Source organism: Pseudomonas sp. GD03842 (assembly GCF_029841165.1).
GTDB lineage: Bacteria > Pseudomonadota > Gammaproteobacteria > Pseudomonadales > Pseudomonadaceae > Aquipseudomonas.
Genome location: NZ_JAOCEA010000016.1, coordinates 36,964 through 53,278, shown reverse-complemented (window position 1 = coordinate 53,278; position 16,315 = coordinate 36,964). Strand labels below are relative to the sequence as shown.

The 16,315-nt window shown below is 61.3% G+C and carries 13 protein-coding genes and 1 pseudogene; 2 read left to right on the top strand and 12 right to left on the bottom strand.

The window, feature by feature from the left end:
• Positions 1 to 57: 57 nt before the first annotated feature.
• From N5D61_RS21055 to N5D61_RS21020, 8 genes are all read right to left on the bottom strand, one after another.
• A complete protein-coding gene (locus tag N5D61_RS21055) occupies positions 58 to 1,506 on the bottom strand; it encodes a D-aminoacylase (RefSeq protein WP_279894095.1) in 1,449 nt (482 codons plus the stop codon).
• Positions 1,503 to 3,152: an ABC transporter ATP-binding protein gene (locus N5D61_RS21050; protein ID WP_279894094.1), complete on the bottom strand. Its 1,650-nt coding sequence runs from the start codon at positions 3,150 to 3,152 to the stop codon at positions 1,503 to 1,505. Before N5D61_RS21050 ends, N5D61_RS21055 begins: the two co-directional genes overlap by 4 nt.
• Positions 3,149 to 4,024: an ABC transporter permease gene (locus tag N5D61_RS21045; RefSeq protein WP_108238858.1), complete on the bottom strand. Its 876-nt coding sequence runs from the start codon at positions 4,022 to 4,024 to the stop codon at positions 3,149 to 3,151. Before N5D61_RS21045 ends, N5D61_RS21050 begins: the two co-directional genes overlap by 4 nt.
• A 10-nt stretch (positions 4,025 to 4,034) precedes the next feature.
• Positions 4,035 to 4,976, bottom strand: coding sequence for an ABC transporter permease (locus N5D61_RS21040; RefSeq protein ID WP_108238859.1), 942 nt, complete (start codon positions 4,974 to 4,976; stop codon positions 4,035 to 4,037).
• 35 nt (positions 4,977 to 5,011) lie between these two features.
• On the bottom strand, positions 5,012 to 6,610 hold the full coding sequence (locus tag N5D61_RS21035) for an ABC transporter substrate-binding protein (RefSeq protein ID WP_279894093.1): 1,599 nt from the start codon (positions 6,608 to 6,610) through the stop codon (positions 5,012 to 5,014).
• 114 nt (positions 6,611 to 6,724) lie between these two features.
• Positions 6,725 to 7,579 carry a D-amino-acid transaminase gene (locus N5D61_RS21030; RefSeq protein WP_279894092.1) on the bottom strand — a complete coding sequence of 285 codons (855 nt, stop codon included), beginning with the start codon at positions 7,577 to 7,579 and terminating at the stop codon, positions 6,725 to 6,727.
• A gap of 27 nt (positions 7,580 to 7,606) precedes the next feature.
• On the bottom strand, positions 7,607 to 8,530 hold the full coding sequence (locus N5D61_RS21025) for an N-carbamoyl-D-amino-acid hydrolase (protein ID WP_279894091.1): 924 nt from the start codon (positions 8,528 to 8,530) through the stop codon (positions 7,607 to 7,609).
• Positions 8,531 to 8,651: 121 nt separating this feature from the next.
• Complete coding sequence (locus tag N5D61_RS21020) at positions 8,652 to 9,572, bottom strand: LysR substrate-binding domain-containing protein (RefSeq protein WP_108238863.1); 921 nt, start codon at positions 9,570 to 9,572, stop codon at positions 8,652 to 8,654.
• Positions 9,573 to 9,741: 169 nt separating this feature from the next.
• On the opposite strand from N5D61_RS21020, the gene N5D61_RS21015 reads away from it, so the two are divergent.
• Positions 9,742 to 10,641 carry an AEC family transporter gene (locus N5D61_RS21015; protein ID WP_279894090.1) on the top strand — a complete coding sequence of 300 codons (900 nt, stop codon included), beginning with the start codon at positions 9,742 to 9,744 and terminating at the stop codon, positions 10,639 to 10,641.
• A gap of 49 nt (positions 10,642 to 10,690) precedes the next feature.
• Here N5D61_RS21015 and N5D61_RS26485 read toward each other — a convergent pair.
• From N5D61_RS26485 to N5D61_RS21005, 3 genes and pseudogenes are all read right to left on the bottom strand, one after another.
• Positions 10,691 to 10,870 (bottom strand): annotated as a pseudogene (locus N5D61_RS26485) (hypothetical protein); the annotation flags it as partial.
• 42 nt (positions 10,871 to 10,912) lie between these two features.
• A complete protein-coding gene (locus N5D61_RS21010; protein ID WP_279894089.1) occupies positions 10,913 to 11,821 on the bottom strand; it encodes a LysR family transcriptional regulator in 909 nt (302 codons plus the stop codon).
• 95 nt (positions 11,822 to 11,916) lie between these two features.
• Positions 11,917 to 12,690, bottom strand: a complete 774-nt coding sequence (locus tag N5D61_RS21005; RefSeq protein ID WP_279894088.1) for an SDR family oxidoreductase — start codon at positions 12,688 to 12,690, stop codon at positions 11,917 to 11,919.
• A gap of 289 nt (positions 12,691 to 12,979) precedes the next feature.
• On the opposite strand from N5D61_RS21005, the gene N5D61_RS21000 reads away from it, so the two are divergent.
• On the top strand, positions 12,980 to 14,869 hold the full coding sequence (locus N5D61_RS21000) for a methyl-accepting chemotaxis protein (protein WP_279894087.1): 1,890 nt from the start codon (positions 12,980 to 12,982) through the stop codon (positions 14,867 to 14,869).
• Between the two features lie 295 nt (positions 14,870 to 15,164).
• On the opposite strand, the gene N5D61_RS20995 is transcribed toward N5D61_RS21000, so the two are convergent.
• A complete protein-coding gene (locus N5D61_RS20995; protein ID WP_279894086.1) occupies positions 15,165 to 16,217 on the bottom strand; it encodes an SDR family oxidoreductase in 1,053 nt (350 codons plus the stop codon).
• Positions 16,218 to 16,315: the final 98 nt, after the last annotated feature.

Below are 16,315 nucleotides of genomic sequence, written 5' to 3'. Positions count from 1 at the left end.
TCATTCGTTACGTGTTGCGAAGGCGGCTAGAAATCATGCTGACGCTGCCCTCGACGCCTAATCCACGATAGGGGCACGCTGGCGCCTGAGCATGCGCCCGTGCCGCCGTTGCACCTTGCCGTCCTCGTAACTGACCACGCCATTGACCACCACCAGGTCAATGCCGGGTGCCTGTCGGCAAGGGTCGCTGTAAGTCGCCACGTCTTCGATACGCGCCATGTCCACTAGGGTGAGGTCGGCGAACGCGCCCTCGCGTACGACGCCGCGGTCCTGGAGGCGAAAACGCGCAGCCGAGAGGCCGGTCATCTTGCGAACCGCTTCAGCCAGGTCGAACAATTTCAGGTCTCGGCAGTAGTGCGCCAGCACCCGAGGAAAAGTGCCCCACAATCGCGGGTGCGGATTCGGGTCGTTGGGCAGGCCATCCGAGCCGACCATGGACAACGGATGCGCGAGGATCCGACGCACGTCGTCTTCACTCATCATGTGGTAGATCGCCCCGGCAGGCCTCAGCCGCTCGGTCGCTTCCACCTGCGACACGCCCCACTGCGCGGCGATGTCCTTGAGTGTCTGTTTCGCCATCTCCGGGTGCGGGTCCGACCAGGTGATGTAGATCTCCATCTGACCATCCACCCGCCAGGCATCCAGCGTGGTGGAGCTCGCCGAATAAGGGTAGCAATCGCAATGACAGGGCTGTTCGCTGGCGGCTTTTTCAAGGGCGGCGAGGGCCAGCGGTGCGCGCCCCCAGTTGCCCGCGCCGGCGCATTTGAGATGGGAGATCACTAGGTCTGCACCGGCATGACGCGCCGTGGCGAACGACTCCTGCAAGGAGTCCAGCAGACCGTCGTGTTCATTGCGCATGTGGGTGGTGTACAACGCGCCATGGGCCCCGACGATGTCCACGAGGCGCTGCACCTCGGCCATCGGCGCCTGTTTGGCATTGGTGTACGCGAGTCCCGAACTGAGCCCGATGGCGCCAGCGTGCAAGGCGTCGTCCAGTGTTTGGCACATCGCGTCCAGCTCGACCTCGAGGGCAGGACGATCGAACCGCGGCATGACATTCGCACGCAGCGCGGTATGGCCGACCAGCGCGGCCACATTGACGCTCGGCACCGCCTGCTCGACGGCCGCAGCGTAGGCGTCGAACGTCGGGTAGACGAAAGCCTCCTGCCTGCCCAGCAGGTTCATCGGGTCTGGAGGAGGGCCTGGGAGCGTGACGGGTGATGCACTGATGCCGCAGTTGCCGACGATGACCGTGGTCACGCCTTGAGCAATTTTCGCCAACATCTCAGGGGTGCGGATGACATGGGTGTCGTCGTGGGTATGCACATCGATGAAACCGGGCATCAGGCAGCGACCATTGCCCTCGATGACCCGCTGGGCCTGAGCGCCGACGAGATCGCCAATGGCGACGACCCTGTCGTCGCGGGTCGCCACATCGGCGAGGTACGGCTCGGCCCCCGTACCGTCTACCACCGTGACGCCTCGGAACAGCAAATCGAACGTCATGCCTGGCTCCTTTGCCCTGTCGCGAAATCCCAGCCCTTGCCCGACACCGCATCCATCAATTGCCGGGTATAGGGCTGTCGAGGGGCAGCCAGTACCTGGGCTGCCGGCCCGTATTCAATGACCTGGCCGCGCTGCATCACCAGCACGTCGTCGCACAATTGCGCGGCCACCCGCAGGTCATGGGTGATGAACAGAATCGCCACACCCATGCGCTGCTGAATGTCGTCGAGCAGTTGCAGTACCTGCGCTTGAATCGACACGTCGAGCGCCGAGACGGCCTCATCGGCGACGATCACATCCGGCTCCATCGCCAGCGCGCGGGCGATGGCGATGCGCTGTCGCTGCCCTCCGGAAAACTGATGGGGATAGCGCTCGATGGCATCGGCGGGCAGCCCGACCAGCTCCAGCAACTCTTGAGCCCGCGCCCATGCCTGGGCCAACGGCATGCCGTGGTTCATCGGCCCCTCGATCAGACTTCTGCCGATGCTGATGCGCGGATTGAGCGACCGGTTAGGGTCCTGGAAGATCATTTGAATGCGCTTGCGGTGAGGCTTGAGGCCCGCTGGCGAGAGCTCGGAGATGTCCTTGCCGGTGACCCTCACCGCCCCCTGGGTCGGCGCCAGCAAGCGCATCACACAGCGGGCCACCGTGGATTTGCCCGATCCACTCTCGCCGACGATGCCCAGCGTACGGCCGCGTCTGAGGGTGAAGGAAACCTCATCCACCGCCCGCGTGCCTTGACGGGCCTTGCCGAACCACCGCCAAGTGCCGCCCGCAGGTGGATACACCTTGACCAATTCACTGACATCAAGCACGACCTGGGCGCTCTTGGCCTCTGCGCGCGCAGCGCGGGGCTTGAGGCTCGGAACAGCCGCGAGCAGGGACTGGGTGTAATCCTCACGAGGCCGAGCCAATACCTCGTCTACCGCACCCGACTCGACCATCTGCCCCTGGCACATCACGCAGACCCGGTCGGCAATGTCCACCACCACACCCATGTCGTGGGTGATGAACAGCACTGCGGTTCCGTGCTTGCGTTGCAGCTCGCGGATCAGCTTGAGAATCTGCTGCTGCGTGGTCACATCGAGCGCGGTGGTCGGCTCGTCGGCGATCAGCAGCCGGGGTTCGAGCACCAGCGCCATGGCGATCATGATGCGCTGCCGCTGCCCTCCGCTCAGTTGATGGGGATAGGCGTGGTAGACCCGCTCGATGTCGGGAAGATGCACCTGCGCCAGCGCGTTCATGACCTGCTCACGACGTTGCGTCGCACCCATGGTGGTATGCGTCTGCAGCACTTCGTCAATCTGCCTGCCCACGGTGAGCACCGGGTTGAGCGCAGTCATCGGCTCCTGGAAGATCATCGCCATCCGACTGCCCCTCAGGGCCTTGCGCCGACTCTCGCTGACCTGGAGAACATCTTCCCCTTCCAGCAGGATTCGGCCGCTGGTCGCACTCAATACCCCTTTTGGCAGCAAACCGAGGGTGGCCAGCGAAGTCACCGATTTGCCGGAGCCGCTCTCCCCCACCAGGCACACGGTCTCGCCCGGGCGAATGTCGAAACTGATGTCCCGCAGGATCGGCTTGCCCTCTGCCGTGTTCACGCACAGGTGCTCGACCCGCAGAATGTCCTTTGGCTGCTCGTTCATGCCGCGTTCCTTTTGCTCATGCGCGGGTCCAGCGCGTCACGTACCGCGTCGCCCAGCAGGTTGATCGACAGGATGCACAGCGACAGCGCCAGGCCGGCCCATAGCACCAGCGAAGGCTTGAGTTGGAAATACACCCGGCCTTCGGAAATGATGTTGCCCCACGTCGGGATTTCGGTACCGATACCGGCCCCGAGGAAGGACAGAATCGCTTCGGTGAGGATCGCCGACGCGCAGATATAGGTGCCTTGTACGATCAGCGGGGCAAGGGTATTGGGCATCAGATGCCGGGTAAGGATTTTCAAGGTGGAAGTGCCCATCAGCACCGCCGCCTCGACGTAGGGTTCTTCACGTGTCGATAACACGCGTGAACGCACCAGGCGCACCACTTGGGGAATTTCCGGGACCATGATCGCAATCATCACGGTCCAGATGCCGGCGCTGCTCAGTGACACGATGGCGATGGCGAGCAAGATGCCGGGAATCGCCATCAGCCCATCCATCACCCGCATCAGCAAGGCGTCCAGGCCCCGGAAGTAGCCTGCCATCAGCCCCAAGGGCAGGCCGATCAGGATGCTCAACACCGTGACGCCGACGCCAACGGTGAGCGAGACGCGTGCGCCGTAGACGATGCGCGAAAACAGGTCGCGGCCGTAGGCGTCAGTGCCGAGCCAGAATTCGGCGCTCGGTGGCTTCAGGCGAAAAGCGGGCGCCAGCGCCACCGGATCGTGAGTGGCAATCCACGGAGCGAAGATCGCCATGCCGACGATCAATGCCAGCACCACCAGTGCCACCGCAGAGGTGAACGGCATCCGCGGCACACGGATGAATCGGCGGCGCGGCGCAGGCAGGCTCAGGGAAACGGGTTTGCTCATGGCCTTGCCCTCAGTAACGGATGCGTGGGTCGCTGATCGCGTACGACAAATCGATCAGCAGGTTGATGACGACGTACACACCGCTGGTCAGCAAGATCATGCCTTGAATCACCGGGTAGTCGCGGGCCAGTACCGCATCGACGATCAGCCGCCCGAGCCCCGGAATGTTGAACACGCTTTCGGTGACCACCACACCGGAAATCATCAACGCGAAGCCAGTACCGATGACGGTCAGGATCGGAATCATTGCGTTGCGCAGGGCGTGACGGAACAGCACCCGGATTTCGGCCACGCCTTTGGCCCGGGCGGTGCGGATGTAATCCTCGCCCAGTACGTCGAGCATGCTGGCGCGGGTCATGCGCGCCACCAGCGCCACATAGACCGAAGACAGCGTCAGCGCCGGCAGCACGATCCTTTGGGCGAACGGGCCGAGACCGTCGCTGATACTGCGAAAGCCCTGCACCGGCAACCACTTCAGTTCCAACGCGAATACCGTGATCAGTACGTAGCCGATCACGAACACCGGGATCGAAAAGCCCAGCACAGACGTCGCCATCACCAGGTTGTCGATCCAACTCCCGTGCTTCCATGCCGCCAGGACCCCCAACGGCACCGAGATCAGGATGGTGAACACGATGGCCACCAGCGCCAGACTCAGCGTCGGTTCCAGGCGCTGGCCGATCATGCTCAGCACCGGGGTATGGGCCATCAGCGAGGTGCTGAAGTCCCCCTGCAGCAGTTGCCAGATCCAGACGAAGAACTGGCGGTACAGCGGCTGGTTCAGGCCCAGGCTTTCACGAATCGCCGCCAGTTGTTCGGGGCTGGCCATGTCCCCGGCAATGATCGCCGCAGGATCGCCCGGTGACAGGCGCAGCAGCAGGAAGACGAACAGGGCGACCACCAGCATCACCGGAATCGCCGCCAGCACACGGCGCAGAAAATAACCCAACATCGAAGCCTCCGAGGGCAGGAATCATGGCGCCGCGATCAATCGGCTTTTTCGACATTCCAGAACACCGTGGACGGCCCCGTCATCAAGTGGCTGATGCGGCTGTTCCAGGCTGCGACGTCGAAGTACTGGCCCAGCGGGATGTAAGCGACCTGGTCCATGGCGCGCTTCTGGATTTCCACCGCAATTGCCTTCTGCTTTGCAGGTTCGGTGGCGGTGGCGAAATCCACTCGCAGCTGGTTCATCTGCGGATCGGTTGGCCAGCCGAACCAGGCACCTTTCTGCCCGCTGCCGTCGAGCATCGGATTGACCACCGGGTTCCAGATGGTTTCTGCGTTCCAGTAGGTGAAGAACAGGTTCCAGCCCCCTTGGGCGGGCGGATTCTGATTGGCCCGCCGTGAGACCAGGGTCTGCCAGTCCATGGGCTGCAGATCGACGTTGAAACCGGCCTTGCGCAGCGCTTGCGCGGCAACGACCGGTTGCGGTGCCTGGCTAGGGACGTCGGTCGGTTGCATGATCACCACCGGGGTGCCGTCATAGCCGGCCTTTTTCAGCAGCGCCCTGGCAGCCTCCAGATTACCGCCGCTGGTCAGGGACTCGCCGCCCGCCTCGGTCTCAAGGGTGGTGCCGCAGCCGAATACCGACGCACATTGCTTATAGAACTCAGGATTGCCCACCAGCGCTTCGAGCACATCTTTCTGGTTCATCGCCAGCAAGGCCGCACGACGGATGTCAGGGTTGTCGAACGGCGGATAAAGGAAGTTCATCCGCCCGCCGGTCATTGAACCGAGTTTGCTCAACACGCCCGACTTGAGGTGATCGTCGGCTTGCACCATGGGCAGCAAGTCGATGGGCAATTGCTCGATGAAATCGATATCGCCGGACGCCAGCGCGTTGATTGCCGTCATGCGGTCAGGCATGTTGATCCACTCGACGCGATCCACCTTGACCACCTTGCCCCCAGCGGTGCCGCTGGCCGGCTCCTTGCGCGGTACATACTGTTTGAATTTTTCGTAGACCACGCGGTTGCCAGGGTCGAATTCCTTGGCCACGAATACATAGGGACCGGACCCGGTGTAGTCGGTAATGGTCTTGCCGTCGGGAATGCTGGCGACCCGCTCAGGCATCATGAACGCCGCGACCGAAGACGGCTTGGCCAGCAGTTGCAGGACATACCCGAAGGGTTTGGCCAGCGTCAGAGTGATGGTCTTGTCGTCGCTGGCGACAATGCTGGCGGTGTATTTCATCATCAGTTGACCACCGACATCGAAGCGCGCCCAGCGCTTGAGCGAGGCCACGCAGTCGGTGGCGGTCACCGGTTTTCCATCGTGCCAGAGCAGGCCATCGCGCAGCGTGAAGGTGTAGGTCAGGCCGTCCGGCGACACGGTCCAGTCAGCCATTTGCGGCTGGGGCACGAAATGCTCGTCCATGCCGATCAAGGTGTCATAGATCATATACGCGTGATTGCGCGTGATCTGCGCCGTGGTGGCGATGGGATCGAGTACTCGCAACGACGAGGACATCACTGCGTGCAGCGTCTTTTCGGCGGCCTGGGCGTACGGTGCACTCAGCGCGGCAACCAGGCCGACAGGCAGCAACAGGCGGGCGATCAGGGCGCGGGATGGACGTAATTTCATGCTCAACATTCCTTACAGATGGCTACGTTCGGTGTCGGCAGTCTTCCTGTTGGGTGCTAAAGGCTGTGATAGACCCGGCGCGTCTGCGCACGCCTGGGCCGTGAGGTGCAGCGGCTAGACCAGCACCGCCAGGGCGTGGTCGATATACAGCTGGCGCAGGCGCTGGGTCAGCTTGCCGGGCTTGCCGTCGGCCACAGGCTGACCGTCGATGCTCACCACGGGGTAGATGAACGAGGTGGACGAGGTAATGAATGCTTCTGCCGCATTGGCCGCTTCTTCAAGTGTGTAGGCCCGTTCCTCGAACCGCAGGTCGTGCTCCTTGACGAGCTCGATCAAGGCGGCACGTGTAGTACCGGGCAATAGTGCGCGCGACAATTCGCGAGTCACCACCGCCCCGTCGCGGGTGATGATGAAGGCATTGTTCGAGGTGCCTTCGGTCACCCAGCCGTCCTTGACCAGCCACGCATCGTCGGCACCTTGGGCTCGGGCCTGCTCCTTGGCCATGCAGGCGTACAGCAATTGGGTCGTTTTGATATCGCTGCGTCCCCAACGCAGGTCGGGCAAACCGATGATGTGCATGCCACGTTTGGCCAGCGGGCTGTCCAGCACCGTTTTGGCCTGGGTATAGAGCACCACGGTCAACGGGCTTCCTGCGGGCGGATAGAAAAAATTGCGGTCTTCGACGCCCCGCGTCACCTGCATGTACACCAGCCCTTCGGTTAACTGGTTACGCTCAATCAGCTCACGATGAATCGCGAGCAACTGCGCAGCGTCCAAGGGCAATTCAAGGGACATTTCCCGCAACGACCGCGCCAGGCGCGCCGTATGCAAATCGAAGTCCACCAGCTTGCCCTGCAGCACGGCCGTCACTTCGTAAATGCCGTCGGCGAACATGAAACCGCGGTCGAAGATTGAAATGCTCGCCTCGTTTTCAGCCACGAAGGCGCCATTGAGGTAAACGCTGCGCATGGGTCGCTTCTCCCGTTCGAAGACAGATCAGGGGCGCTGGACGCCGGTCTGACGCGTAATGATGCCGTAGTGTTCGATGCGCCGATGACGGGCGAAATCAAAGATCGTGGTCTTGCCGAAATTGCACAGGTCCATGTCGCAGGCATGCACGATCAATTCGTCGCCCTGCCCTTCGGCCTTGGCCACCACGAACCCGTTGGGATCGACGATCACGCTGCCACCCATCAAGGGGAAACCATCCTCGATACCGGCCTTGGCCACACCCACGACCCACGTCGCGTTCTGGTAGGCACCGGCCTGCATGCACAACTGAGAATGAAACAAGCGATGCTCCTCGCCCTCACTCTGGCGCTGAGAGTTGATGGAGGGCGTGTTGTAGCCCAACAGCACCAGCTCGACGCCTTGCAGGCCCATCACGCGATAGGTCTCCGGCCAGCGACGGTCGTTGCAGATGCACATGCCCATGACGGTGTCCTGGGTCTCCCAGGTTGGAAAGCCCAGGTCGCCCGGTTCGAAATAGCGTTTTTCCAAATGCTGGAAATCACGTTCGGTGTCGAATTCGACATGGCCTGGCAAATGCACTTTGCGGTATTTGCCAATGATTTGGCCTTGGCGATCCGTGAGGATCGACGTGTTGTAGTGGTGACCTTCAGGTGTCAATTCGGCGTATCCGAATGAAATCGCGATGCCGTGTTCCCGGGAAAAATCGAACAGGGGGCGAGTGACATCACTGGGCATTTCACGTTCGAACCAGGTGTCGACCTCGTCTTGGTCCTCCATGTACCAGCGAGGGAAGAAGGTGGTCAGCGCCAGTTCCGGAAATACCACCAGTTCACAGCCCTGCTCCCGAGCCTGTTCCAGTAACGCCAGCATGCGCTGGACCACCTTGGCCCTGGACTCACTTTTCTGGATGGCCCCCAACTGGCCACCGCCGATGATGATTTCGCGCATGTCGCCATTCCTCCACGAGACCGGCTTGGTGCCGGCAGACCTGTTGCACTGCGTGGGGTCATTGTGTGGGCGCTGGAACGGGTTGTCGCATGCCAATACATCGACCGTCATTAACCGGTTGTTAATCCATGCCAAAGAGTTCGAAACCGCTCGATGAGAGCGTCTGGCGCAGGTGCTCGACGAAACTTTGAGCGAACTGCGCCAGCGGCTCACGGCGCAGGTGCACGAGACTGACCGTCAGGCGCTCGTCCGCCAGCAGCGGCAATACGGCCATTTGTTCGCTCCCTGACGCGCGCCAGGAAATCTCGTCGACGACGGAAAAACCGACCCCGTTTTTCACCAGGGCACACGCGTGGTGAGGCGAGTCGACATCGATATCCGGCCGGTAAGCCCAGCCCCTGCGCTCGAATGCCGGCTTCACGAAACTGAAAAACGGAGTATCGGCCGGATAGCCCACGAAGGCCGATTCGGACAGCGCGTGCGACAGCTCGGCGGCAGGCACACGGGTCAATTCGTGATCGGCCGGGCAAACCACCAGTACACGTACCTCGCTCAGAGGGACCGCACGCAGATTGGGGTGATCGATGGGAAACAATGAAATACCCAGATCGGCCTGTTGATCCAGCAGGCGGTCGCGCAACAAGACATGGCGCAGGCACTCCAGACTGACGCGGATATCGGTGCTGCCCCGCCTGAAGCTGGCGACCGCATCCGGCACGAGCTGATGACCCAGGCTTGGGCTGCTGGCAATCCGTAGCACGCCGTGACGTTGCTGGACCAGATCGTGCAGCGTCGTGTTGACCCTCTGTATGTCGCGGTAGACCGACTCGACGTCGGCAAACAGGCGGCGGGCCTCGGGCGACGGGTAGAGTCGACCCTTCACCCGCTCGAACAACTGAAAGCCGATGCGCGCCTCGGTGTGCGACAGCATGCGGCTGATCGCAGGCTGAGACACCAAGAGCAATTGCGCGGCACCGCTGATCGACCCGGTGATCATCACGGCGCGAAACACTTCGATCTGCCGCAGATTGAGCGACTGCATGTGGGCGCACTCCTCGCTGATGTGCAGAGATCCTGGGCGGGAAGTCCTTAACAGGACGTTATGGGGTATTAGCAATTAGTGTGCCAAAAATAAAATAACGTAGAGATTTTCGCTGACAAGCCGCGAAAGACTTGGCAATAATGCGCCCACTTCTTCAGAGACCTGCGCCGTGCCCGTCCCGCAAACGATCCTGCCTATCTTTTTATTGATCATTCTCGGCTACCTGTTGGGCCATCGCGGGGCACTGGATGCGCACACCAACAAAGCGTTGGGCGGCCTGGCGTTCAAGCTGTTCATGCCAATGGTGTTGTTCACGGGAATGGTCGACGCGCCGCTCCATGACGGGCTGAATGGGAAGGTCTTGCTGGCGTACTTCGTGCCAGCCCTCATCGTTTTCACGGTGGTCAACTTCATCGCTCATGCCTTCCTGAAACACCCTGCACCCTTTGGCTTGACGGCAGCGTTCGGCAACAATGCGTTGATCGGCATTCCCATGGTGGCCGGCCTGTTCGGCAGCAGCGGCCTGGTACTCGTCTTCACGGTGCTGGCGGTGCACAGCCTTCTGTTGTTCAGCTTCCAGAGCCTTTATGACAGCCTCGCCAGCAACGAGCCGTTCAAGACGGCAACGCTGATTGCAAGCCTGGCCAATCCCATGATCGTGGGCCTGATGTTGGGGGTAGCGGTCAATCTCTCAGGCCTCGCACTGCCGACTTGGAGCCTGCAACTGGCCCACTGGCTGGCGCATGCGGCGCTGCCATGCGCGTTGATCGTTCTAGGTGCAAACCTCTCGGGCTATCGCCTCCGCCCAGGGGCATATGCGATCGGGATCACCCTGGCCAAGCTGATCCTCTTGCCCCTATTGGTGCTGCTGGCCTGCATGGCGATGGGCATTGCAGGCACCCCCCGCGGCGTGCTGGTGCTGATGGCGGCCAATCCATGCGGGGTCAACGTGCTGGGTTTCGCACGCTCGCTGGAAGACAGCCAAAAAACCAGTTCGGCCATTTGCCTGTCGACCATTCTTTCGGCGCTGACCCTCCCCCTGTGGATGTGGATCAACAGCGAGCTGTGAGGGGATCGCAGGAACGCTCGCACGTGGAAACCTTCGCGACGCTGCCAAATCATCGCGGGATTCGACGGGTCAGCGATTTCCCTCGGTGACCTGCCTCTGAGCCTTCACGCTTATACTGCCGGACATCAATCCCCCATTTTTTCAGCCGAGACGCCAACGTCGTGGGCTTCAAACCCAGCAGTTCGGCAGCACCGCCCTCCCCTGACACCCTGCCTCCAGTGCGCATGACATGGCCGTTCTGTACTTTTTGATGACGGTCCGACCCGCCGTGTCAGGAAATGAGATGGGGAGCCATCAGCTCTTCGAACCACTCGGTAAAGGCAAGGAGTCGCTGCGTTCTCTGGCGGCGGTGAGGATAGAGCAAAGAGACCGGCATCGGCTCGGCAAGGAATTCAGGCATCACTTCGATCAGTTCTCCACTCTCCAGCAGGTGCTTCACGTCGAAGCGGGGTACCTGAATCATCCCAAGCCCGGCACGGCAGCAGGCGATGTAGCTCTCCGCATCATTGACGACCACCCGGCTCGGCACAGGCATCGTCTGCCGCCTGCCGTCAACCGAGCAGTATTCCCAAAGCAGCTCCCGTCCGGTGGTGGGCGAAGCGTAGCCAATCGCCCAATGTCCGGAGGCAAGGTCTTTCGGTTGCTGCGGTGTGCCGTGTTGATGCAGATAGGCTTTGCTGGCGCAATTGATCAACGTGATCGCCCCCAGAGGGCGCGCAGCCAGGCTGCTGTCCTGCAAGGCACCCACCCGTATCGCGCAGTCGACGCCTTCGCGCACCAGGTCGATTGCACGATCGTTGGAGCCGAGTATCAAATTCAGTTGCGGATGGCGCCGCAGCAAGCCAGGCAAGGCGGGCGCGATGAGACGCCGAGCGATCCGGCTCGGCGCATCGACCCGGAGTTGGCCTGCCACTTGGCGCTGGGGACAATGAAAGAGTTGCGCGACGGTCTCCGCATCCGCGAGCAGTGATCGCAAGCGTTCGAGCAATTGTGCGCCATCGGCTGTGAGATGGACCTGGCGTGTCGTGCGGTTCAACAGGCGCACGCCGACGTTCTCCTCCAGTTGCTGGACGGCCGCCGACACACTGGCGCGAGGCAGTGCCAATGCATGGGCAGCCTTGATGAAGCTGCCCATTTCGGCGACCCGTACGAATACGCGGTATTGATCGAGTTTATCCATACATGCACAGTCCGAGACGCTGATCACGGGGGTCCGGCACGGCGCGGCCTTGGCCAGAACCCCATTGCGCCGGACAATCTGTTGGCTCGGTTAGCTTACTTGGTCGTGTAGCCGCCGTTGATCAGAATGGTCTGGCCGGTGATCCACCAACCGTCGCTCACCAGGTGGCGAATGAAGGGCACCACATCCTCGATGTCCGTAAGGCCGGTTTTGCTCGACGGCGAAAGCGCAGCGGCGGTCTTGTGGTACGCCACGGCGTCGGGGCCTTCTGCCGGGTAGAAAAAAGGCGTATCCATTGGCCCGGGGCCGACGGCAGTCACCGAGATGCCGCGCGCGCCGAACTCCTTGGAGGCCGCGCGGGTGTAATGCTCAACGGGCGCTTTGGTTCCGGCATAAGCGGCGTAAAACGGGGTGAACGCACCGAGCAGTGACGTCACAACGGTGCAAATCTTGCCGTTGTCGTTCAGATGCTTGCCGGCTTCCTTCAGGAAAAAGAAGGCGGTTTTGGCGTTGACGGCGGTCATCTCATCGTATTCCGCCTCACTGACCTCGGCCATGGGCTTCTTGAGGACCTTGCCAACCGTGTTGATCGCAATGTCTGGCCTGCCTACCGCGGCGATAACATCGGCGAACAGCTTCTCGACAGCGCCCGCGGTCCTCAGATCAGCCTGAAACGACACGGCGTGCGCACCGCTGGCCTGTATGGCCGCCACGGTGGCCTCGGCGTCGGGCTTTGTCGACGCGCTGTTGTAATGAATTGCGATTGCCTTGGCCCCTTGCGCCGCCAGGTCCCGAGCGATCAGGCCGCCCAGGTTTTTGGCGCCGCCGGCGATGACGACGACCTTGCCTTTGATGGAGTGGTCTGCCATGGAAAATCTCCTGCACGGGTGTGAGAAGCCTGAGCATAGCTATCCCCATACGTTGGATAAATCGGGCTTCACTGGATGGATTATCCATAAAAGCCGTCCAATCCTGAGGCTTACTGGCGCTCGTCGGATTCCGCTTCTTCAGCACGGCGATGACCGATGGTCCGAATCTCGAGTTCCATGGCCAGATCATGCAGTGAACCACTGTTGCGCCGGAAACTTCCGCCGATAGACAGGTAAGCGTGTGCGATTCACGCCCGTACTCGAACCTGCTATGTGGACCTCCCCGGCAATGACCAGATCACTGAAATTCAGCCATAAGATTCTCCTCGCCGCCTCCCTCGTCGTTATTGCTGCTTTTACGCTGTTCACACTCTACAACGATTACCTGCAACGAAATGCCATCGCCAATCAGCTGAAGGAAAGCCTGGGTGAAACCAGCGCAGGCACGGCTGGCAACATCCAGAGCTGGCTGTCAGGGAGGATTTTGCTGGTGGAAAGCCTGGCCGAGAGTCTGGGCAGCGCCTCAACGGCGGATGCTCAAAATCTCGCGCTGAAACAGAAAACCTTGCTCGCCACCTTCATGAACGTCTATGAAGGCCAGGGAGACGGCGCGTTCATCATGCAGCCGCCGGATGAAATGCCTGCTGGCTACGATCCACGCACTCGGCCTTGGTACAAAGATGCCGTCAGCGCAGGGAAGACGACGCTGACCGAACCCTATCTGGACGCCGTCACCAAGGGCCTGATCATCACCATTGCCACGCCGGTCAAGACTGCCAGCGGCCAGCAAGGCGTGGCTGGCGGCGATCTGAGCCTGGAAACCCTGGTAAAGATGATCAGTTCGCTGCGTGTGCAAGGTGATGGCTACGCGTTTCTGGTGGATGCCACTGGACGCATCCTGGTGCACCCGGACACGTCCCTGGTCATGAAAACTCTGGCGGAGGTATACCCCACCGACACCCCGAAACTCTCATCGGAGATCAGCGAAAGCGTGCTGGCCGGCAAAACCCAGATTCTTTCGTTCGCACGGGTCAATGGCTTGCCTTCGGTCACTTGGTATGTCGGCGTAGCGGTCGACAAGACCCATGCGTACGGCATGCTCAAGGAGTTTCGCAACTCCGCTATCGTCGCCACCCTGATTGCCGTGCTGCTGATCATTTCGCTGCTCAGCATGCTCCTGAGCGTCCTCATGCGCCCTCTGAATCTGATGGGCAAGGCCATGCACGACATCGCCGCAGGAGAAGGCGACCTGACCAAGCGCCTGGAGGTTCAGAGCCAGGACGAATTCGGCTACCTGGGCAATGGCTTCAACCTCTTCGTCGAGCGCATCCATCAGTCGATGCGGGACGTGGCCGCTTCTACCGTGCAGCTCAATGAAGTCGCCCTCAGGGTGGTGAGCGCTTCGAACTCATCGATGGTCAACTCCGACCAACAGGCCAACCGGACCAACAGCGTGGCCGCAGCGATCAATCAGTTGGGCGCCGCAGCCCAGGAAATTGCTCAGAACGCTGCACGGGCATCGGGCCATTCCAGCGACGCGCGGAACCTTGCCCGCGATGGTCAGGAAGTGGTGGGTCAGAACATCCAGGCGATGAATCGTCTGTCGACACGGATCAGCGGCGCTAGCGAGCAGATCGAACAGCTGAACACCAAAACGGCCAACATCGGCCAGATTCTCGAAGTCATCACCGGCATTTCTCAACAAACCAACCTGCTGGCCCTGAACGCTGCGATCGAAGCCGCACGGGCGGGTGAAGCCGGGCGGGGTTTTGCCGTGGTGGCCGATGAAGTGCGCAGCCTGGCTCATCGCACGCAGGAGTCGTCGAGCCAGGTTCAACGCATGATCGAGGAGCTGCAGTTGGGCGCCCGTGAAGCCGTAGAGATCATGAACGAGAGTCAGCGGGAAAGCCGCGAAAGCGTGAGCATCGCCAACAGCGCTGGCGGCAGCCTGGAGAGTGTCACTGTGCGGATCAGCGAAATCGACGGTATGAACCAGTCAGTCGCTACGGCGACCGAGGAGCAGACCGCGGTGGTCGAGGCCATCAACGTCGATATCACGGAGATCAACACGCTCAACCAAGAGGGCGTGGAAAACCTCCAGGCGACGCTGCGCGCCTGTACCGACCTGGAGCAGCAGTCGGCACGTCTGAAACAGCTTGTAGGAAGTTTCCGCATCTAAGCCTTGAAAAGCCCCCTGAAAGAGGTCGCCAAGTGCGGCCTCTTTTCTTAGCTCCGTTACCGCCTGGACCGGGCATCTCCAGGGGTGCGCTACCCAGCCCCTCCCCTCGCCCCGCCGGTGTTGACTGCCCGCAGGCCATTCCAATCGAGGTCAGGGTTCATAGGGTGATCTCCAGGCTGGCAACCAGATCGAGCTCCAGGCCCAACAGGAAGTTGAAATCGATCGAGCCACCAGCACGGGCCACTGCCGTCGAAGCAGCGGCCACCACTGAAGGTCTTGGGCCTATCGCCATCGACTAAGGCTTTGGCAGGACGCCTTTCTCTGCAAGACGCTTCAGCGCATTCACCATGATTTCTTCGTTATTCACGACCTCCGTGAAACCAGCGCGGCGGATTTTGTTCATGTCCGAGATCATGTCGAATTCAGTGTTGAAGACGAAATCTCCGAACGGCCACCCCACCAGGTTTTCATAGGGCAGCGTGCTCAGCTCATGCTCGGATGCCAGTCGCTCCCAGTCCTTCGCTTTGCCGGGCATGTGCCTGGCGAGGGAAAACGGCTGGGGCCCAGCGACTTGCATGTCGAGCGCTTCGGCGACCTTGGCCCAGAGACGCTCCCAGCGAAACGGCTCGCCGACCAGGTTGAAGGCCTCATTGCGCGCACTGGGGGCCAAAGCTGCCCACATGCTCGCACGGGCCAGCCAATGGGCGTCGGTCACTTGGGCGACGACCTCCCGATACGTGCGCATGGAGCCGGGGAACCGCAGGGGCAAACCCGCCTGCTTGCTCAGCGCTGCAAACACGCCTATCACCATCGCGATGTTCATCGGGTTGCCAGCGATATCCCCTACCACCACATCAGGCCTGAGAATGGTCCAGTCCAGGCCGTCGCTCACCTGCCTCTCTTTGAGAAGATCCTCTTGGGCGTAATAGAAGTTGGCAGCCAGATGACGTGGGTCATCTTCGTAGAACGGTGCAACGCTGGCTCCCAAGTGAACGCCGTAGACCTTGGCCCCCTGATAATGCACAACCCGCTGCAGCGCAGCCCCGTTGGCCTTCAGACCGTCAAGCACGTTTTCAAGCATCACGGCGTTGATTTCGGATTCGCGCGCCAGATCAGCGTCGGCTCGAAGCGCCGCGTAGAACAGGTGTGTGGTGTCCGATGCGGCCTCCAGCGCCTTGCGGGTCGCTGCAGCATCGGTCAGGTCGCAATCGATGGCCTGCACATCCGGCACGCTCGTCTTGCGCAGGGCCCGTACATGCCATTCAGGCGCACCGGCGAGCGTTTCGACCAGCGCGCTGCCGATGATCCCGCTGGAGCCCACGACTAGTGCTACATGTTGATCTCTCATTGCAAAATCCTCGGTCATGTCGAAAGACTGGTATCTCGCTGTACGACCATTACCCTCGGCAGGGCGCACAATGGTTTTTTCGCACGGCCGATGAAACA